Below are 20,133 nucleotides of genomic sequence, written 5' to 3' on the forward strand. Positions count from 1 at the left end.
CGCCCCTTGTTTCGCCTAAAGAATGGCCGATGGCTATTCTTCGCGACCGCACGTGATCGTCCTTTCGCAAAACAGCGCCACGATCGTCGGGGCGATGCTGGCGCTCGTCCTGATCGGGGCGATCTGGGCGCTCTATGCCGGCCTTGCCGCGCAGGCTTCGGCGCGGGCGGTATATGACCAGAATCGCCGGCTGCTCCGGTTCGCCCGCACCTCGCCCGCCGCGCCGATGGTGGTTCGGGCCGATGGCCGGGTCGATCTCTCCGCGCGCCTGAGCGGGTGGCTCGGCCTGGAATCGCTGCCGGACTCGCTGGCGGGCCTGTCGCAGGGCGAAGCGGGCCTGGCGCCGGAGGATGCCGCGGCGCTGGCCGACCATGTCGAGGCGGCGCAGCGTGCCGGCCAGCCCTTCCGCATCTGGCTGCCGGTGCGCGGTTCGGAACGCACGCTGCTGGTGCTGGGCGAGCGGGCTTCGGAAGAAGTGGAGCCTGCGGGCAGCGTGCAGCTGTGGTTCGTCGATGCCACCGACAGCCAAGCGGAGGTCGCGCGGCTGGAACGCGAGGCGGATCGGTTGCGGGCGGCGTTCGACGCGCTGACCGCGCTGATCGAGGCGGCGCCGATGCCGATGTGGTATCGCGGCCCCGATCTGCGGCTGCTGATGGTCAATTCCGCCTATGTGCAGGCCGTGGAAGGGCAGGATGCCGAAGATGTCGTTTCGCGCAGCGTGGAACTGGTCGATGGTGCCGGGCTGGGCGGCCCGCTTGCCAATGCCGCCATCGCCCGCGATTCGCAGCAGCCGCAGACGGCCGCGATGCCGGCTACGATCGGCGGCGCTCGGCGGATGCTGCGGCTGCACGACGTGCCGTTGCCGACGGGCGGCATCGCCGGTTTCGCGGTGGACATCGAAGATCTGGAGCGCGCCCGTGGCGGGCTGAAGCGCTTCGCCGAGGCGCAGCGGGCGATGCTGGACCGGATGTCCGCCGGGGTCGCGCAGTTCGGGTCGGACCGCGGGCTGGTGTTCTGCAACCAGCCGTTCCGCCGGATGTTCGCGATGAAGAACGAATGGCTGGCCGATCGGCCCGAATTCGATCGCGTCCTGGAACGGATGCGTGAGGCCCGCAAGCTACCCGACGTGCGTGATTTCCCGGCCTGGAAGAACGAACGCCGCGAATGGTTCACCACCCCGGAGGCGGTGGAGGAAAGCTGGAGCGTGGGCACCACCCATCTGCGCGTGGTGGCGCAGCCGCTGCCCGAAGGCGGGCTGCTGCTGCTGTTCGAAGACCAGACCCAGCAACTGGAACTGCAGCGCGAACATGGCGAGATGCAGCAGGTACGCGCGGCGACCCTGGACAGCCTGGCCGAGGCCGTGGCGGTGTTCGGCAAGGGCCGGTTGCAGCTGTGGAACCGCAAGTTCCGCCAGATCTGGAATTTCGAAGACGGGTTCCTGGATGGGCACCCCCAGATTGCGACGCTGGTGAAGGTGGCCAGCGCCAAGCTGTCCAATCCGGCGCGCGGCGACATTCTGGGGGATCTGATCCGGCTGGCCGCGAAGGACCGGCAGCAGCGCGGCTCGATCATCACCTTCGCCAATGGCCGCCATTACGATATCGCGGCGGTTCCGCTGCCGGACGGCAACGCGATGGTGACGATGCTCGACACCACCGATCGCCAGCGGGTGGAGCGCGCGCTTCGCGACCGCAACGAGGCGCTGGAGGCGGCGGATCGGGTGCGAACCGCGTTCGTGGCAAATATGAGCTATGAGCTGCGGACGCCGCTCACCTCGATCAAGGGTTTTGCCGAGATGCTGCACGGCGGATTCGCGGGCAAGCTGAGTGCCGGCGGTCAGGAATATGTGGAGGCGATCCTGCTGTCGGTCGATCGGCTGGGCGGATTGATCGACGACGTGCTGGACCTGACCCAGAATGAAGGCCAGCCGATCGAACGCGAGATCGTGGATATCGAACTGGCGGCGAGCAGCGCGGCCGAGAGCATCGCCGCGCTGGCCAAGGCGAAGGGGATCGCGCTGGTGGTGGAGGATGCCGGCACGTGCGGCACCGTGCATGGCGATGCGCGGCGCATCCGCCAGACCGTCGAGCATCTGCTGCGTCACGCCTTTGCGGGGGCGGGCGAAGGCGGCCGGGTGCTGCTGCACCTCGATGGCAATCACCGTGTCGCCCGGATCATCGTGAGCGACGACGGACCCGGCATGGCGCCGGAAGTGGTGGCCCGGGCCTTTGATCGCTTTGCCCAGGTTGGATCGGCGCGCGGGGACGATCGCGCGCTGGGGCTGGGCCTGCCGCTGGCCAAACAATTTGTCGAGGCGCATGGCGGCCGGATCGAACTGATCTCGGAGCCCGGCCAAGGCACCTTGATCACCGTGGAGCTGCCGCGCGGATGAACGATTCACCGATCCTGCTGGCCTCGCTCGACGAGGCACTGGCGTTGGGGGTGGCGCTGGCTGCGGTGGTGGGGCCCGGCGACGTCGTGGCCCTGTCTGGTCCCCTGGGAGCGGGCAAGACCAGCATCGCGCGCGGCCTGCTCGCGGCGCTGGGACTGGAGGGCGAGGCGCCGTCCCCGAGCTTCGCGATCGTCCAGCCCTATGATCCGCCCGAGGTGCGGATGCCGGTGCTGCATGTCGACCTCTACCGCATCGAAGATCCGGAGGAGGCGGAGGAACTGGGGCTCGATGACGCCCGGAGCGATTCGCTGCTGCTTGTCGAATGGCCCGAGCGGCTGGGGGCAGCGGCGTGGCAGGATGCGCTGTGGCTCACCCTGTCGGTCGGGCCGGACGGCGTCCGCGCCTTGACAGCGCGCGTGCCGGCGGCATGGAAGGGCCGATGGCCCCTGACATGAATCCGCCGACCACGGCGCCCGCGTTCCTTACCGCAGCCGGCTGGGACGGCGCCGAGGTCCTGCCGCTCGCCGGCGACGCCTCGTTCCGCCGCTATTTCCGTGTGATTGACCATGATCGCAGTGCGATCCTGATGGATGCGCCGCCGCCGCACGAGGATCCGCGCCCGTTTATCGCGGTCGCTCGCTGGTTGCGCACCCACGGTTTCGCGGCGCCTGCGATCCTGCATGAGGATCTGGAGCAGGGCCTGGTGCTGTTGGAGGACTTCGGCGATGCGCGGCTGCGCGAGACCGTGGATGCCGCCCCGGAGAGCGAACTTCGCCTCTATGGTGCCGCAGTTGATCTGCTGGTGCGACTGCACGGCGAAGCTGCGGGCGTGGACCGTCCCTATGACCGTGCGGAGTATCTGCGCGAGGCGGGCCTGTTCGTCGAATGGTATTGCCCGGCGGTCGGGCTTGCGGTGGACGTCGCCGGCTATCGCGCGGCCTGGGAGCAGGCGCTGGCGCCGTTGCTCGATGGTCATCGCCCCGTCACGGTCCTGCGCGATTACCATGCCGAGAACCTGATGTTGATCGAAGGCGGCGAAGGCTTGGGACTGCTCGATTTCCAGGATGCGCTTGCGGGCCATCCGGCCTATGACCTGGTGTCGCTGCTGCAGGACGCGCGACGGGACGTGGCGCCGGCGCTGGAGGCCGCGATGCTCGATCGCTACCGTCGGATCACCGGCGCCGAGGACGACTTCGACACGGCCTATCATGTGCTGGGCGCGCAGCGGAACGCGAAGATCATCGGCATCTTCACGCGGCTGTGGAAGCGGGACGGCAAGCCGCGCTACCCCGTGCTTTGCCCGCGCGTCTGGGCCTATCTGGAGCGCGATCTGGCGCATCCGGCGCTGAAACCGGTGGCAGACTGGTTCGCCGCGAACGTGCCTGCCGAGAAGCGCGGCGATCCGATGGTGGTCGCGGCATGACGATCTATTCGCTGCGGCCGCAACCGAACGCCGCCGTTCCGAAGACCGCGATGGTGATGGCGGCAGGCCTAGGCAAGCGGATGCGCCCGCTGACGGTGACCCGGCCCAAGCCGCTGATCGACGTTGCCGGCAAGCCGCTGATCGACCACGTCTTCGATCGGCTGAGTGCGGCGGGCGTCCGCCGCGCGGTGGTGAACGTCCATTACCTGGCCGATCAGCTGGAGGCGCATCTTCGTGCCCGTGTGAAGGGCATCGACCTGCAGATTTCGGACGAACGCGCCCGGCTGATGGAAACCGGCGGCGGCCTGGTGCAGGCACGCGAAATGCTGGGCGACGATCCCTTCCTGTGCGTCAACAGCGACAATCTGTGGGTCGATGGGCCGAGCGACGCGATCCGGCTGCTCGCGGCGCAGTGGGACGATGCGAAGATGGATGCGCTGTTGCTGCTGGTGCCGCTGGCACGCGCGACCTGCCATCGCGGGCAGGGCGATTTCCGCCTGGACCCGTTTGGGCGGATCACCGAGCGCCGCAAGCCCGGCCGGTTGGCGCCGTTCGTGTTCACCGGCATCCAGATCCTGTCGCCGCGCGTGATCCGCGATTGGCCGGAAGGGCCGTTTTCCACCAACCTGTTCTGGAACCGCGCGCTGGACGCCGGGCGACTGTGGGGCGCGGTGCACCAGGGGCTGTGGTTCGACGTCGGCTCGCCGCGCGCGATCCGCGAGACCGAGGTGGCGCTGGCGGAGCTTTGAGGCGGCGCATCGCTTGCACCCACCGGGGATTGGCCGCTAAGGTTCGCGCTCCGTTCCCTAGCCGCCGAGCCGGATGCCGCACGCCCTCCACCTGTATACCATTCCGCCGCATCGCGCCTTTGCCGATGCGCTGGCGATCGGGCTGATCCGCCGCTTCGGCGCGGACCCGCTGCGGCTGGCCCGCGGCGTGGTCCTGCTGCCGAACAATCGCGCCAAGCGGGCGATGCAGGATGCGTTCGTGCGCGAAAGTGGCGGCGGGCTGCTGCTGCCCCGGCTGGTGGCGATCGGCGACCCCGAACTGGACGAGGCGGTGTTCGAAGGGGTGGAGGACGCCGAGCCGGTGCCCCCCGCGGTCGATCCGCTCCAGCGCCGGATGATCCTCGCCCGGTTGATCCAGGGGCAGGATGCGCGGCTGGACGCGGCCGAGGCGGTGCGCCTGGCCGGGGAACTGGCGACGACCCTGGACCAGTTGCTGGTGGAGGAGGTGGCGCCCCATCGGCTCCGTGAACTCGATCTCGGGCCCGAGCTTTCGGTGCATTGGGAACGCTCGCTCGCGCTGTTTGAAATCGTCTTGTCGTGCTGGCCGGCGGAGCTGGCGCGGCTGGGCCGTGTCGATCTGGCCGAGCGGCGGCGGCAGCTGCTCGATCGGGTGGGGCGGCGCTGGACGGCGGCACCGCCGGCGGGCTTTGTCTGTGCCGCGGGCATCACCACCGGCGCGCCAGCCATCGCGCGGCTGCTGCGGGTGGTTGCCGGGCTGCCCGGCGGCATGGTGGTGCTGCCTGGTCTGGCAACGGGGATGGGCGATGCCGAGTGGGAATCGCTGGGTCCGCACATGCCCGATCCGGTGACCGGCAGGCGGCGGCGCAGCCTGGAAACGCATCCGCAGTTCCACCTGAAGCTGCTGCTCGATCGCATGGGCGTGCATCGCGACGAATTCGATCCCTGGCGCGTCGCCAGCGATCTGGATGCGCCCCCGGCCCGCAGCAAGGCCATCGCCTCCGCCATGCAGCCGCCGGAGCTGACACATCATTGGAGCGCGCTGCCGGCCGGCGAGCGGCGGCTGGAGGGGGTTCGCGCACTCGAACTGGCGACTCCTGCGGAAGAAGCCCAGGCCATCGCCCTGGCGCTACGCGAGGCGCTGGAGACGCCGGCGCGCACCGCTGCGCTGGTAACGCCGGATCGGGCGCTGGCGCGCCGGGTGGCGGCGCATTGCGCGCGATGGGGTATCCGCGTGGACGACTCGGCCGGGCAGCCGCTGTCGCTCACGCCGCCGGGCACCCTGCTGCTCGCGCTGGCCGATGCGGCGGCGCAGGCGTTCGCGCCGATGCCGCTGCTGACGCTGCTCAAGCATCCGCTGGTGCGCCCCGATGATCGCGCGGCCTGGCTGGATGGTGCCCGTGCGCTCGATCTCGCGCTGCGGGGCCCCAGGCCTGCGCCGGGACTGGCCGGGATCGCGGCGCAACTGGCCGAGCAGGACGGCCGCGATGGACCGATCCGGTGCGAGGCTGAAACCTGGTGGGCGGAGGCTTCGCCGTTGCTGGCGCCGCTGGAAACGGTGTTCGCGGGGGGGACGCAGCCTTTACCGGCGTTGGTGGCGATGCTGCGCGAAGCGGCTCAGTCGCTGGGTGGTGACATGCTGTGGAGTCGCGAGGACGGCCGCGCCGCCGCTGGCTTGCTCGACGAGCTGGAGCGGGAAGCCGCGCACGGCCCCGCGCTCGCCGATCCGCAGAGCCTGGCGCCGTTGCTCCGCACGCTGATGGACGAAGTGGCGGTGCGGCCGCCGCAGGGCGGGCACCCGCGGCTGGCGATCCTGGGCCTGATCGAAGCACGGTTGCATAGCGCCGATCTGATGATCCTGGGCGGGCTGAACGAAGGCGTGTGGCCGGGGCTGCCCGCGCCCGATCCGTGGCTGGCGCCGCGCATTCGCGCCGAGCTGGGGCTGCCGGGGCTGGAGCGGCGGATCGGGGTTTCGGCGCACGATCTCGCGATCGGGCTGGGCGCGCGGCACGTGCTGCTCACCCGTGCCCGGCGCGATGCGAGCGCGCCGACGATCGCCTCGCGCTTCTGGCTGCGGCTGGAAGCGCTGTCGGGTGGGCTGGAGCGGGCGGACGATCTGGCGGCTTGGATGGCGGCGATCGACGCGCCGGATGCACATCGCCCCGCCGCCCGGCCGGAACCGGCACCGCCGGCATCGGCGCGACCCAAGGCGATCTCCGTCACCGAGGTCGACCGGCTGAAGGCGGACCCCTATGCCTTTTATGCCCGGCGGATGTTGCGCCTGATGCCGCTGGACCCGGTGGATGCCGATCCGAGTGCGGCGTGGCGCGGCACGGCCGTGCACGATGTGCTGCAGAAATGGTTCGAAGAAGAGGATTGTCGCCCGGATCGGCTGCGCGCCCGCGCCGAGGCGATGCTGGCCGATACGCGCACCCATCCGCTGATCCGGGCGCTGTGGCAGCCGCGGTTGATCGAGGCGATCGACTGGATCGCCGGTCAGCTGACGGAAAATGCCGCAAAGAACCGTCGCGTGCTCGCGGTGGAGCAGGACGGCAAGATCGAGATCGCCGGGGTGACGCTGCGCGGCAAGTTCGATCGCGTCGATCGTCTGGGCGATGGCAGCCTGGCCATTGTCGATTACAAGACCGGTCAGCCGCCGAGCACGCGCGCGGTGAAAGCCGGGTTCAGCCTGCAGCTTGGCTTGCTGGGGCTGATCGCCGAGCGCGGCGGATTCCAGGGCATCGCCGGGGAGGCGCGCTGCTTCGAATATTGGTCGCTGGCCCGCAATCCGCGCACCGGCGGCTTCGGCTATGTCGATTCGCCGGTGGATCCCAAGAAGCGCGATCCGATCCCGGTCGAGGATTTCGTCAGCATCGCGGCGCGCGAGTTCAGCGAGGCTGCCGCCGCATGGCTGACCGGCGATGCGCCGTTCACTGCCAAGCTCGTGCCGGAATATGCGCCCTATGCCGAATATGATCAGCTGATGCGTCGGGACGAATGGTATGGGCGGGAATAGCCCAGCATGAGCCGCAGCCCCACCAAGCTCCATCCGCTGAAAGGCAACCAGAAGCGCGCCAGCGATCCTCGGCGCCATATCTGGCTTTCCGCCTCTGCCGGGACGGGCAAGACGCAGGTGCTGGCGGCACGCGTGTGGCGATTGCTGCTGGCTGGTACCGATCCGTCGGCGATCCTGTGCCTTACCTTCACCAAGGCCGGCGCGGCCGAGATGTCGGAGCGAATCACCGGCCGCCTGGCGCATTGGGTGCGGGCGAGCGATGCCGAACTCGTCGCCGATCTCGACGCGCTGGGGGAAAGCATCAGCCCCGAGGGGCGCGCCCGCGCCCGAACCCTGTTCGCCAAGGTGCTTGACGCACCGGGCGGCGGCATTCGCATCCAGACGATCCACAGCTTCTGCCAGTCGCTGCTGGCCGCCTTTCCGGTCGAAGCCGGGCTGGTGCCCGGCTTCCGCCCATTGGAGGCGCGTGAGGAGGCGGTGCTGGCTCGCGAGACACTGGCCGAGATGCTGGTGGATGCGCGGCGCGAGGGGCGCGAGGGCGTGATCGATGCGATCGGCGCGCTTAGCCTGCGGCTCGGCGAAGGCGGTGCCGAAGGGTTTCTGCAGGAGTGCGCGCGGGCCGGCGAAGCGCTGGAGGCGCTGCCCGGCGGCATCGGCCCCTGGCTGCGCCGCGCCTTCGACCTGCCGGATGGCGATATCCGAGAAGCGATCGCAACCAGCTGCGCCGACAGCGCATTCGATGTGCGAACGCTACGCAATATCGCTGCTGCCAATGCGCAATGGGGCACGGCGCGCGGGTTGGAACGTGCGGATGTTATCGCCGCCTGGCTGGCGCGGGACCCGGCAGCGCGGGCGGCGACGCTGGACCAGTTGCATCTCGTCTGGGCGACCGCCAAGGGGGAGCCGCGCTCCTTCGTCAAGGGGCAGGCGCCGCAGGATCCGGATTATGCCGAAAGCGCGATGCGGCTCCATGGGCACTGCGGCGCGCTGCTGGCGATGGCGGTGCGCGCCGCCTATGTCGACCTGCTCGCGCGCGGGCTGGACGCGGGGCGGGAATATGCCCGCGCCTATGCGGCGGCCAAGCGGCGGCTGGGCGCGGTGGATTTCGATGACCTGATCGGCCGTACCATCGCGTTGCTGGGCCAGCCGGGCATGGGCGAATGGGTTCGTTACAAGCTCGACCAGACGACGGAGCATGTCCTGATCGACGAGGCCCAGGATACCAATCCGCGGCAATGGGCGATCGTATCGGCCATTGCCGACGAATTCTTCGCGGGCGAGGGCGCGCGCGGCGATCTCACCCGCACGCTGTTCACCGTCGGCGATTACAAGCAGGCGATCTTCGGCTTCCAGGGCACCGATCCGATTTTCTTCCAGGCCGCGTTCGAGCGGTTCAAGCGGCTGGCGCAGATCCACAGCGATTATGAAGTGGAGGCGCGCGCGCTGGAATCGCTTTCGCTCACCCACAGCTTCCGTTCGACGCGGCCGATCCTGGAATTCGTCGATGCGGCGATCGCGGCGCTGCCCGCGCCGGGCATGGGAGAACTGAGCGATGTCGAACCCCATGCCAGCGAAGTGCCGGGGCCGGGCAGCGTGACGCTGTGGCCGCCGGTGATCGAAGGGGCGGGAGAGGCGGACGAGGAGGAATGGATCGGCGACGCCACCCGCGCGCTCGCCGCACGGATCGCCCGGCAGATCAAGGATTGGATCGGCACGCTGCCGCTGGAGAGCAAGGGGCGGATGCTGGCCCCCGGCGACGTGATGGTGCTGGTGAAACGGCGCGGCGAGCTTGCCTCGCTGATCGTCGCCCGGCTCTACAAGGAAGGCGTGCCGGTGGCCGGCGTGGATCGACTGCGGCTGAATGCGCCGCTGGCGGTGCAGGACCTGCTGGCGGCGATCCGCTTCGCGCTTCAGCCGGAAGACGACCTGTCGCTGGCGGCGCTGCTCGTTTCGCCGCTGATCGGCTGGAGCCAGGAGGATCTGCTGGCGGCGGCGGTGCGCCCGCGCGGCGGATTGTGGCGGCATTTGCGGGCGACCCAGCCGACCGAAAGGCTGGCGCCGCTCTACGATCTGCTGCGCCGCGCGGACGTGGCGACGCCCTATCGGTTCCTGGAGGAGATCCTGTCCGGCGCGATCCAGGGGCGGCGCAAGCTACTGTTGCGACTGGGCGAGGAAGCGCGCGATCCGATCGAGGAACTGCTGAATGCCGCGCTGACCTTCGAGACGCGCGCCACCCCGTCGCTCCAGCGCTTTCTCGATTGGTTCGATCGCGGCGACGTGGAAATCGTGCGCGACGCTGCCCAGCCGCAGCCGGCCGTTCGGGTGATGACGGCGCATGGATCGAAGGGGTTGCAGGCGCCGCTGGTGATCCTGGCGGATGCGACCGTGGATCCCACGCGCAGCCCGCGCAGCTTCCTGAAATGGGCGCCGGAAGGGCTGGACGAGAAGTTCCCGATCTTCCGCCCCCGCAGCGCCGAGCGGGATGGCGCACTGGCGGAGGCGCTGGCCGATGCCGATGCCCGCGAACTGCAGGAACATTGGCGGCTGTTCTACGTGGCGGCGACGCGGGCCGAGGAGCGGCTGGTGATTGCCGGTGCCCTGGGTCCGCAGGCAAAGGGGGTGCCGCCCAGGGCCAGCTGGTATGCCGCCAGCGCCGCGGCCCTCGATTCGCTGGGTGTGGCGGCCGACCCGGACGGGCTGCGCGCGTTTCGCGGGATCGGGCCGCAGGCACCGGCCATGCCGGTGCCGCCGCCGCCGCTGCGCGAGCCGACGCCCGTGCCCGCGCTGCCGGGCTGGCTGCAGGTCCGCGCGCCTGAGGAATCGCGTCCGCCGCGTCCGCTGGCGCCTTCCTCGCTGGGCGACGATCAGGTGGCCGATCCGCCGCCCGGCCCCGGGATGCGGGCGGCGGCAGAGCGGGGACGGCTGCTCCACGCGCTGTTCGAACGCTTGCCAGGCGTGCCACGGCAGTCGCGGCGCGCGGCCGCCGATCGATGGCTGGCGGGCGCCGGGGGCGTCGCCGATGCAGATGCGCGCGCGGCGCTGATCGATGCGGCGCTGGCGGTGACGGAAGACGCACGCTTCGCCGAACTGTTCGGCCCGGACGCGCTGGGCGAGGCGCCGATCGCGGCGGTGGTGGCGGATGGGATCGTCGTCTCCGGCACGGTCGATCGGCTGGTGGTGCGGCCGGATCGGGTGCGGGTGGTCGATTTCAAGACCGGCCGCCGCGCGCCGGCGTCGCTGGCGGAAATCCCGCCCTATCATCTGCGCCAGATGGCGGCCTATGTCGCTGCGCTGCGCGTGATCTTTCCGGGGCGAACCGTGGAAGCGGCGCTGCTCTATGCGGCGGGGCCGGTACTGTACGCATTGCCCGAGGCTCTTCTCGTCGAGCACAAGCCGGGCTAGGCCGGGTAGGAGCAAAGCTTGGGTGCCGATGCTTGAGCCTGGGCACCCGCGCACATAGATAGCCGATCAACACGATCGTTCAGGAGATATTGCAATGGCCACTGTGGCGACCACCGATGCCAAGTTCGAAGCGGATGTGCTGCAGGCCGACAAGCCCGTGCTCGTCGATTTCTGGGCGGAGTGGTGCGGCCCCTGCCGCATGATCGCACCGGCTCTGGAGGAGCTTTCCGAAGAGCTGGCGGAGCAGGTGCAGATCATCAAGATCAACATCGACGACAATCCCGACGCGCCGACCAAATATGGCGTGCGGGGCATCCCGACGATGATCCTGTTCAAGAACGGCCAGCAGGCCGCCACCCAGGTAGGCGCCATGCCCAAGAGCGCGATCAAGGCCTGGATCGAACGCGAAATCTGATCGCGTTGCTTCGTCTGGCGTCCCCTCCCGCACGCGGGAGGGGTTCGCGTCTTCAGCCGAAAAGCAAGGCGGTCGCCTGCTTGCCGAGCGCCGGGGTGGATGCGGCGACAATGCCAACGCCGTCATCGCCGATCCGATAGGGGCTGCCGTCCCAGCGGGCGACATAGCCGCCGGCCTCGGCGAGGAACAGCACGCCCGGTGCGTGATCCCACACCAGCGTCCGGCGGAAGATGGCGACGTCGTTCTGGCCCAGCACCAGCCGGGGATAATTCTCCGCCGCGCATCGCGGCAGCGGGGTGAGGTCGAAGGCCTGCGCGAACCGCGCGGTGCGGGCGGCATGGTCTTCCGCGGACTGGCCGACCTTCGAGATTGCCGCCCGCGCGCGCGCGCCGCCGCTCTGCCGCGCGCGGACCGGAGCGTCGTTGATAAATGCGCCGCCACCGGCCGCGGCGTGGCACATCCGCCCGGCAACCGGATCATAGACCCAGCTCGCCCGGATATCACCGGCCTCGAGGAGCGCGATCATGATCCCGAACGGCGCCTGCCCGCTCGCAAAATTGGCGGTGCCGTCGATCGGATCGATGATCCACGCCCGCGCCGCCATGGCCTGCGCCATCAGCGCCGGATCGGCGGCGCAAGCCTCTTCGCCGACGATCGCCGCCGCGGGATCGATCGCCGACAGGCCTTCGGACAGCCGCTCCTCCGCTTCACGATCGGCGATCGTCACCAGCTCGCCGGGCGTCTTCTCCAGCACTTCATGCGCGGCGAGGTTGCGGAAACGGGGCAGTACCACCGTCTCGGCCACGGTACGGATCAGCGCCGAAACGGCGGCGTGATGGCGGTGCATCGCCGGTCAGCTCCGATAATCGGCGTTGATCGAGATATAGCCATGGGTGAGGTCGCAGGTCCAAACCGTCGCCCGGCCCTCGCCCAGGCCAAGGTTCACGCCGATCTCGATTTCCTGGCCCTTGAGATGCGCCGCGACGGGCGCTTCGTCATAGCCTTCGACCGCGAGGCCGCCCTGCGCCACCTGGGTCGCGCCGAAGCGAATGGCGAGCTTGTCGCGCTCGGCGGGCTCGCCGGCCTTGCCGACCGCCATCACCACGCGGCCCCAATTGGCGTCCTCGCCGGCGATCGCGGTCTTCACGAGCGGCGAATTGGCGATCGACATGGCGATGCGGTGCGCGCTGCGGTCGCTCTCCGCACCCTCGACGGTGATTTCGATCAGCTTCTGCGCGCCTTCGCCGTCGCGCACCACGAGCAGCGCCAGCTTACGGCAGAGATCGGCGAGCGCGGCACGGAAGGCGTCGGCGCCGGCATCGTCATCGTTGGCGAGCGGCATGTTGCCCGCCTTGCCGGTGGCGAAGGCGAGTACGGTATCGCTGGTCGAGGTGTCGCCGTCGACCGTGATGCACGAGAAGCTGGTGCCGTTGGCCTCGCTGAGCACGCGCTGGAGGAACATCGCGTCCACCGCAGCATCGGTGAAGATAAAGCCGAGCATCGTCGCCATGTCCGGCGCGATCATGCCCGATCCCTTGATGATGCCGGCCAGCGTGACCGTCCGACCATCGACTACTGCGGTAGTCATTGCACCCTTGGCGAAGGTGTCGGTGGTCATGATCGTCGCGGCGGCGTCTTCCCACGCACAGGGCTCGGCCGTGTAGGCGGCGTCGAGCCCGGCCTCGGCCTTGTCGATCGGCAGCGGCACGCCGATCACCCCGGTGGAGGCGACGAAGATGTCGGAGGGTTCGCACCCGAGATGCTGCGCGGTGCGCGCAGCGATCGCTTCCACCGCGGCGCGCCCGCGATTGCCGGTGAAGGCATTGGAATTGCCCGCATTCACCACCAGCGCGCGTGCCGTGCCGAGCGGCAGCGCCTTGCGGCACCACTCCACCTCGGGCGACGGGCATTTGCTCGTCGTCAGCACGCCTGCGACGCTGGTGCCTTCATCGAGCGTGACAAAGGTGAGGTCGCAGCGATCCCAGTTCTTATATCGCGCACGGGCGACACGGAGGCTGACGCCGGGGATCGCGGGCAGGGAAGGGAAGGGCAGCGCTAGCGGGGAGGTGCTGGTGGACATGGGCAAGCCTCGGATTAGAATGCGGCGCGTGCTTCGTGCATGGGGGGAGAAAGATCAATGTTTTTGGTGATGGCGCTGCTGGCGGCGCAAGCGCAGGATGTGCTTCCGGTGACGCGGGCAAAGCCGAGGACCACAACGCCCTGGATTACAAACGACGATTATCCCGCTGCGGATGCGCGCCAGCATCATGAAGGCACCGTGGCGTTCACGCTTCAGATCGACCCGTCGGGGCACGCGACCAAGTGTGATGTCACCGCCTCCAGTGGCTATCCCGGCCTCGACAATGGCGCATGCTTCCTGCTCATGCGCCGTGCCCGCTTCGACCCGGCCCGGGATGCCAGCGGCAAGGCGGTGGCATCGAATTACCCCGGCCGCTTCACTTGGCGCTTGGGGAAAGCCAAGCCGACGCGGACCGGCGTCGATGGAACGGCGGGCTCGAAAGCGCCGCCTCCGCCTGGCATGCTCGAACTGGCAGTGGCCGCATTGCCTGCCACCTACAAGCAGCCTGCGAAGGCAGAGATCCGCTTCGGACCGGACCGTCGGGTAATCGAGTGTCGGATCGAAGAGTCGAGCGGCAGCGCTGCGGTGGACAAGGTCGCATGCGCGCAACTGCGCAGCCTTGAGGACGCGAGCGCCGGCAGCAAGGCGGAGGCGGCGGAGTATATCGTCTCGTTTCGCGCCGATCCGGTCCCTCGGCCCTGATCGGGCTGGTTCGACAAGCATTTGCCGCCCTCTTTAATAGGCGTGGGCCAGGCTGAAGCTCCAGCGTAGCGAAGCATTGTTCCATCCCTTTTCCAGTTGGGTGGAATATGAATTTTTGACCGCGGACCTTCTGCTCAGCTGCACGATCGGCGGCAAGGTCCTCGCGGCCGCAGACGCGGACGGCAAGCGCGTTAACTGTGAGCCTTCGCGTAAGCGCCCGTGGGTCGAGCGCACCGCGACCGGCGGAGATGTGTGCGGGCATTCCACAGTCTTTCGCGGGCGAACATCTGGCACCGATTGCAAGGATGGCCGCTTTCCGGGAGCGTCGTCGTCGCAACCTCGTGGAAAGAGCTGCCCTGGACAAGGACCGACGCGCGCAGCTTTTGATTAGACGAACCGTGCGTCGATCCCTATGTGTCGTGCGTTGCTGCCGATCGGTTGCGACATCACCACCGTGTACCACAGGGTTTCGCTTGGAACTGCTGCTGCTCCTCACTGCGCTTTTCGCGAGCTTGACCGGCGTGTCGGGCGAGCGTGGGCTGCGCCCGATTCAGGGCGTGGCGGTGGTGCGCGTGGCGGAAGCGGCGCAGGCGGCGGTGGCGCCGTCGCGCCAGTTCGTCGCGAATGCGGCCGCCTTGCCGGCGCCTGCGCGAATCGCCGAAATCCCGGTGTTCCACCGCGCGGCGGCCCCGCTGCCTCCGCTTCGCCTCGCCTTCGAGCAGCGGCGCGAATAGCTTTCCGGCCCGCGTGCCGGGCCGTCCTTCCTCCCGTCGCCGCGCGCCTTGCGCGGCACGCCCGTGATGGCCCCGCCGCTTTCGGCTGCCGTCGCGTACCCAATCCCAACAGGTCAGGAATTCGCATGTTCGGCGGTATTGCCAAGTCGCTTTTCGGTTCGTCCAACGAACGCTATGTCAAGTCGCTCAAGCCCATCGTCCAGAAGATCGCCAGCTTCGAGCCCACGCTCCAGGCGATGGACGATGCCACGCTGGCGGCGCAGACGATCAAGTTCCGCGAACAGCTCGCCAACGGCGCCAAGCTCGACGATCTGCTGCCCGAAGCCTTCGCCACCGTGCGCGAGGCCGCCCGCCGCGTGATCGGCCAGCGCCATTATGACGTGCAGATGGTCGGCGGCATCGTGCTCCACCGCGGCGAGATCGCCGAGATGCGCACCGGCGAGGGCAAGACCCTGGTGGCGACGCTCGCCACCTATCTCAACGCGCTGCCTGGGGATGGCGTCCACGTCATCACCGTCAACGACTATCTCGCCCGCCGTGACGCCGAGTGGATGGCGCAGGTCTATGGCTTCCTCGGCCTCACCACCGGCGTGATCGTACCGAACCTGACCGACCAGCAGCGCCGCGACGCCTATGGCTCGGACATCACCTACGGCACGAACAACGAGTTCGGCTTCGACTATCTGCGCGATAACATGAAGTACGATCGCGCGAGCATGGTGCAGCGTCCATTCAATTTCGCGATCGTCGACGAGGTCGACTCGATCCTGATCGACGAAGCGCGTACCCCGCTGATCATCTCCGGCCCGACCGACGATCGTTCGGAACTCTATATGGGCGTCGATGCGGTGGTGAAGCAGCTCAGCCCCGAGGATTACGAGAAGGACGAGAAGCAGCGCACGATCGTCCTGACCGAGGAAGGCACCGAGAAGGTCGAGCGGATGCTCGAGGATGCCGGGCTGCTGTTCGGTGCCAACCTTTATGATTTCGAGAACACCCAGGTGGTCCACCACCTGAACCAGTCGCTCCGCGCCAACGTGATGTTCAAGCGCGACACCGACTATATCGTCAAGGACGGCAAGATCGTCATCATCGACGAGTTCACCGGCCGCATGATGGACGGCCGCCGCTGGTCGGACGGCCTGCACCAGGCGGTGGAAGCCAAGGAAGGCGTCAACATCGAGCCCGAAAACCAGACGCTGGCCTCGATCACCTTCCAGAACTATTTCCGCATGTACCCCAAGCTGGGCGGCATGACCGGCACCGCCTCCACCGAGGCGGCCGAGTTCTACGACATCTACAAGATGAACGTCGTCACCATCCCGACCAACCTGCCGGTGCAGCGGATCGACGAGGAAGACACGTTCTACAAGTCGACCGAGGACAAGTTCGCCGGCATCGCCAAGACGATCAAGGCCCATGCCGAGCGCGGCCAGCCGGTGCTGGTCGGCACCGTCTCGATCGAGAAGTCCGAACTGCTGTCCGAGTTCCTCCACCGTGAAGGCGTGAAGCACGAGGTGCTCAACGCGCGCTTCCACGAGAGCGAGGCGCATATCGTCGCGCAGGCGGGCCGGCTGGGCATGGTGACCGTGTCGACCAACATGGCCGGTCGCGGCACGGACATCCAGCTGGGCGGCAACGTGGAATTCCGCGTGGCGGACGAACTGCGCGACATGCCCGAGGGGCCGGAGCGCGATGCCGCGATCGCGCGGATCAAGGCAGAGGTGGCCGAGGAGAAGGAAAAGGTGAAGGCGGCCGGCGGCCTGTTCGTGCTCGGCACCGAGCGCCACGAAAGCCGCCGCATCGACAACCAGCTGCGCGGTCGCTCGGGCCGCCAGGGTGATCCGGGCCTCAGCCGCTTCTACCTCAGCCTCGACGACGACCTGTTGCGCATCTTCGGATCGAACACGCTGTTCTCCCGCATGATGCGCTCCAGCCTGGAGGATGGCGAGGCGATGCCGCCATCGCGCTGGCTGAGCAAGGCAATCGAGACCGCGCAGAAGAAGGTGGAGGCGCGCAACTATGACGTTCGCAAGCAGGTCGTCGAATACGACGACGTGATGAACGATCAGCGCAAGGTGATCTACGAGCAGCGCGCCGACATCATGGATGCCGACACGGTCGGCCAGGTGGTGGAGGACATGCGCCACGAGACGGTCAACGCGATCGTCGGTGAGGCCTGCCCGCCGAACAGTTATCCCGAGCAGTGGAACATCGAAGGGCTGAAGACGCGGCTCGCCGATACGCTCAACCTCGACCTGCCGGTCGATCAGTGGGTGAAGGATGAGGAGGCGATCGATCCGGAGATCCTGGAAGAGCGCATCCGCGAAGCCGCCGACGCCGCGATCGCCGAGAAATCGGCCGATCTGGAACCGGAGACCTGGACCTCGATCGAGAAGTCGATCCTGCTCCAGAACCTGGATCACCACTGGAAGGAGCATCTCGCGATGCTCGACGCGCTGCGCCAGGTCGTCCACCTGCGCGCCTATGCGCAGAAGACGCCGATCAACGAATACAAGCACGAGGCGTTTTCGATGTTCCAGCGGATGCTCGACACGATCCGCGAGGACGTGACCCGCACCATGGCCTTCGCCCAGTTCCGCATGGCGCCGCCGCCGGAACTGCCCGAGCTGCCCGCCTTCCTGACGACGCACATCGATCCGCTGACCGGCGAGGACAATACCGCCGACTGGGATGCCGGCTCGGCCGGGCTGGTGACGACGCGGATCCCGCAGCTCGGCATCCCGCAGCCTGCGGGCGATGACTATGGCACGGATCCGGCCCAGTGGGTCGGACTGGTCAGCCGCAACGCGCCGTGCCCGTGCGGTTCGGGGCTGAAGTACAAGCACTGCCACGGCCAGGTGGCGTAACGCCTGTTCCCCCTTCCGCGTGCGGGAGGGGATAAGAAAAGGGCGGCGCCGGGGTCTCCGGTGCCGCCCTTTTTTGTATCTGCTTCCGCGATCAGCGGGTCTGCGGCATCTGGATCTTCGGCCCCAGCCGTTCCTTCACCGCGCGCGCGTCGAACGCACGGATATTGTCTATCGGCTTGGGGCCCTTGCCCATCACGATATCGGCAAAGGCTTCATAGCGATCCACGGTGCGGATATCGAAGCCCGGGCCGAAGAAGGGATCGCCCCAGAACGGATCCCAGCCGCGCCAGCCCCAACCGGGATTGTGGAAGCGCCAATAGGGGCCCCAGGCGCCGCCCCATCCCCCGAATCCGCCGGGCGTGGTATAGGTCTGAGTCTTCTTCTCGGTGTCGCGATCGGCGAGGACGAAATAGTCAAAGCCGTTCTGCAGCGTCAGCTCGGCGGCGCGGTAGAGCAGATAGCGCTCGACGGTCTCGCGCGAGGTCAGGCTGTTACCCGAGAAGCTCACCCGGAAGCGATTCTCCTCGATCTGCTCGTCCGAATAGCCGTTGCGGATCGACCCGCTCGCCGAGGCGGGCTGATACGGCGTGGCGGTCATGCAGGAAGCGAGCGAGAGGCTGCCCGCGACCATCAGGCCGAGTGCTGCCAGCCGCCGGCCCTTATGTGATGAAAATGGCATTGTTCCTCCGACACTTGAAAGCGAAACACTCGCCTAAGCCCCTCGAACGCGCGGGCCGGCGAAACTCTCCCGCGCGTGACGCGACGAGGCGTGGCACAGGTACGATTGACCGTTGCTGAACGGCACCTGTCAATCCAGCCTTTCGGGTACTTCGCGGGCATCCCGGTTGAGCGCCTCCGGCGATGCCATCGCTTCCCAGGGGAACACGAACCAGTCCTTCTGCACCGCCCGGTCGATCACATGCGCATGATAGTCCACCCGTTGCGAGGAGCGGATATTGTCGAGCAGCACGGCGAAACGGACATGCGCGGCCAGCGCGCCTTCCGCCGCCAGTGCTGCCCGCAACTCGCCGATCGTCTTGCCGCTGTCGTTGATGTCCTCGACGAACAACAGGCGTTCGCCGTCGCGGGTGCGCCGAGCCAGCACCGCCACCAGTTCTTCGCCGAAGGGCGCGATTCGCGTCGAATGATCGACGGAGACCAAGGGCAGGCCGATTCGGTGGGAAAGATACACGGCCGGCGTCAGCCCGCCGCGGCCGACCCCGACCAGCAGGCTGGGGGACCATGCGGAAACTGCGTCGGCGATGGCGTGGACGCCGGCGACAAGCTGGTCGTGGGTGAAGCGGGTGAAGACGATCTCGCCCATCACGCGGCCTCCGCCAACCAGGCGTCAATCGCCGCGCAATGCGTGGCCACGGCATCGTCCGGCAGGAACGACCCCAGGAAACTGTTGCGGGCGAGCATGGCGAGCTGGCCCTTGTCGAGCCCGCGGCCACGGGCCACCGCGCGGTAGTTTTCGCCGATATAGCCGCCGAAATAGGCGGGATCGTCGGAATTCACCGTGGCGCGCAGGCCCAGCGCCAGCATCCGATCGATCGGATGGGCATCGATCGCGGGAACGTTGCACAGTTTCACATTGGAGAGCGGGCAGACCGTCAGCGTCATGCCCGTGCGGGCCAGCCGGGTTACCAGCACCGGATCGTCGAGGCTGCGATTGCCATGGTCCAGCCGGTCGATGCCTAGCAGATCCAGCGCCTCGTGGACATAGGCCGCCGGGCCTTCCTCCCCGGCATGGGCGACGCGCTTCAAGCCTTTTTCGACCGCTGCCGAGAAGACGCGGGCGAATTTCGACGGCGGATGGCCCAGCTCGGACGAATCGAGCCCGATGCCGGCGATCCGATCCAGCCAGGGTTCGGCTTCGGCCAGCGTCTTGAAGGCATCCGCTTCGTCCAGGTGGCGCAGGAAGCAGAGGATCAACTGCGAGGTGACGCCCAGCCGCGTCTCGGCCTCCGCCATGCCCGCCAGCAGGCCCTCGGCCACGGTGCCGAACGCAATGCCGCGATGGGTGTGCGTCTGGGGATCGAAGAAAATCTCGGCATGGCGTACGCCGTCGGCGGCGGCGCGTTCGAAATAGGCGAGGGCGAGATCGCGGAAATCCGCTTCCGTGCGCAGCACCGCCGCGCCCGCATAATAGATGTCCAGAAAGTCCTGCAGGTTCGAAAACGCATAGGCGGCCCGAACCGCCTCCACCGTGTCGAACGGAATCGCCACGCCGTTGCGCCGGGCGAATTCGAACATCTGTTCCGGTTCCAGGCTGCCTTCGATATGCAGATGGAGTTCGGCCTTGGGCAGGCCGGCGATGAAAGCGTCGAGATCGTCCATCCCCGAAGCATCG

Annotated in this window: 15 protein-coding genes; 10 read left to right on the forward strand and 5 right to left on the reverse strand. The window is 68.1% G+C overall.

The genetic code is table 11. From position 1 onward, the window contains the following. Nucleotides 1-52: 52 nt before the first annotated feature. The 7 genes from DD559_RS17640 to trxA all read left to right on the forward strand — a co-directional run bounded on the left by DD559_RS17640 (nucleotide 53) and on the right by trxA (nucleotide 11,394). Nucleotides 53-2,392: a PAS domain-containing sensor histidine kinase gene (locus DD559_RS17640; protein ID WP_116471011.1), complete on the forward strand. Its 2,340-nt coding sequence runs from the start codon at nucleotides 53-55 to the stop codon at nucleotides 2,390-2,392. Continuing rightward, nucleotides 2,389-2,847 carry a tRNA (adenosine(37)-N6)-threonylcarbamoyltransferase complex ATPase subunit type 1 TsaE gene (gene tsaE / locus DD559_RS17645; RefSeq protein ID WP_116470320.1) on the forward strand — a complete coding sequence of 153 codons (459 nt, stop codon included), beginning with the start codon at nucleotides 2,389-2,391 and terminating at the stop codon, nucleotides 2,845-2,847. The genes DD559_RS17640 and tsaE overlap by 4 nt, the downstream gene beginning before the upstream one ends. Then, on the forward strand, nucleotides 2,844-3,815 hold the full coding sequence (locus tag DD559_RS17650; protein WP_206364586.1) for an aminoglycoside phosphotransferase family protein: 972 nt from the start codon (nucleotides 2,844-2,846) through the stop codon (nucleotides 3,813-3,815). Before tsaE ends, DD559_RS17650 begins: the two co-directional genes overlap by 4 nt. Next, a complete protein-coding gene (locus DD559_RS17655; protein ID WP_116470321.1) occupies nucleotides 3,812-4,564 on the forward strand; it encodes a nucleotidyltransferase family protein in 753 nt (250 codons plus the stop codon). Before DD559_RS17650 ends, DD559_RS17655 begins: the two co-directional genes overlap by 4 nt. A gap of 73 nt (nucleotides 4,565-4,637) precedes the next feature. After that, nucleotides 4,638-7,577: a double-strand break repair protein AddB gene (gene addB, locus DD559_RS17660; protein ID WP_116470322.1), complete on the forward strand. Its 2,940-nt coding sequence runs from the start codon at nucleotides 4,638-4,640 to the stop codon at nucleotides 7,575-7,577. Nucleotides 7,578-7,583: 6 nt separating this feature from the next. Further along, a complete protein-coding gene (gene addA, locus DD559_RS17665) occupies nucleotides 7,584-10,979 on the forward strand; it encodes a double-strand break repair helicase AddA (protein WP_116470323.1) in 3,396 nt (1,131 codons plus the stop codon). Between the two features lie 94 nt (nucleotides 10,980-11,073). Then, nucleotides 11,074-11,394, forward strand: coding sequence for a thioredoxin (trxA, locus tag DD559_RS17670; protein WP_116470324.1), 321 nt, complete (start codon nucleotides 11,074-11,076; stop codon nucleotides 11,392-11,394). Between the two features lie 52 nt (nucleotides 11,395-11,446). Here trxA and DD559_RS17675 read toward each other — a convergent pair whose 3' ends face one another. Together DD559_RS17675 and argJ are read right to left on the reverse strand one after the other, a co-directional pair. Then, nucleotides 11,447-12,241, reverse strand: coding sequence for an inositol monophosphatase family protein (locus DD559_RS17675; protein ID WP_116470325.1), 795 nt, complete (start codon nucleotides 12,239-12,241; stop codon nucleotides 11,447-11,449). A gap of 6 nt (nucleotides 12,242-12,247) precedes the next feature. Further along, nucleotides 12,248-13,474, reverse strand: coding sequence for a bifunctional glutamate N-acetyltransferase/amino-acid acetyltransferase ArgJ (gene argJ, locus DD559_RS17680; protein ID WP_116470326.1), 1,227 nt, complete (start codon nucleotides 13,472-13,474; stop codon nucleotides 12,248-12,250). Between the two features lie 57 nt (nucleotides 13,475-13,531). On the opposite strand from argJ, the gene DD559_RS17685 reads away from it, so the two are divergent. The 3 genes from DD559_RS17685 (at nucleotide 13,532) to secA (ending at nucleotide 17,780) form a co-directional block, all read left to right on the forward strand. Next, nucleotides 13,532-14,176 (forward strand): energy transducer TonB, encoded by a 645-nt coding sequence (locus DD559_RS17685; RefSeq protein ID WP_240610322.1) that lies wholly within the window; start codon nucleotides 13,532-13,534, stop codon nucleotides 14,174-14,176. 473 nt (nucleotides 14,177-14,649) lie between these two features. Further along, nucleotides 14,650-14,910: a hypothetical protein gene (locus DD559_RS17690; RefSeq protein WP_116470328.1), complete on the forward strand. Its 261-nt coding sequence runs from the start codon at nucleotides 14,650-14,652 to the stop codon at nucleotides 14,908-14,910. A gap of 125 nt (nucleotides 14,911-15,035) precedes the next feature. Beyond that, nucleotides 15,036-17,780 carry a preprotein translocase subunit SecA gene (gene secA, locus DD559_RS17695; protein WP_116470329.1) on the forward strand — a complete coding sequence of 915 codons (2,745 nt, stop codon included), beginning with the start codon at nucleotides 15,036-15,038 and terminating at the stop codon, nucleotides 17,778-17,780. 91 nt (nucleotides 17,781-17,871) lie between these two features. On the opposite strand, the gene DD559_RS17700 is transcribed toward secA, so the two are convergent. From DD559_RS17700 to DD559_RS17710, 3 genes are all read right to left on the reverse strand, one after another. Beyond that, nucleotides 17,872-18,459 (reverse strand): CC0125/CC1285 family lipoprotein, encoded by a 588-nt coding sequence (locus DD559_RS17700; protein ID WP_116470330.1) that lies wholly within the window; start codon nucleotides 18,457-18,459, stop codon nucleotides 17,872-17,874. Between the two features lie 129 nt (nucleotides 18,460-18,588). Further along, nucleotides 18,589-19,104, reverse strand: a complete 516-nt coding sequence (locus DD559_RS17705; protein ID WP_116470331.1) for a phosphoribosyltransferase — start codon at nucleotides 19,102-19,104, stop codon at nucleotides 18,589-18,591. Then, nucleotides 19,104-20,120, reverse strand: a complete 1,017-nt coding sequence (locus DD559_RS17710; protein WP_116470332.1) for an adenosine deaminase — start codon at nucleotides 20,118-20,120, stop codon at nucleotides 19,104-19,106. Before DD559_RS17710 ends, DD559_RS17705 begins: the two co-directional genes overlap by 1 nt. Nucleotides 20,121-20,133 lie beyond the last annotated feature (13 nt).

The sequence above is a fragment of the Sphingomonas pokkalii genome (assembly GCF_003096275.1).
GTDB classification, from domain to species: Bacteria; Pseudomonadota; Alphaproteobacteria; order Sphingomonadales; family Sphingomonadaceae; genus Sphingomonas; species Sphingomonas pokkalii.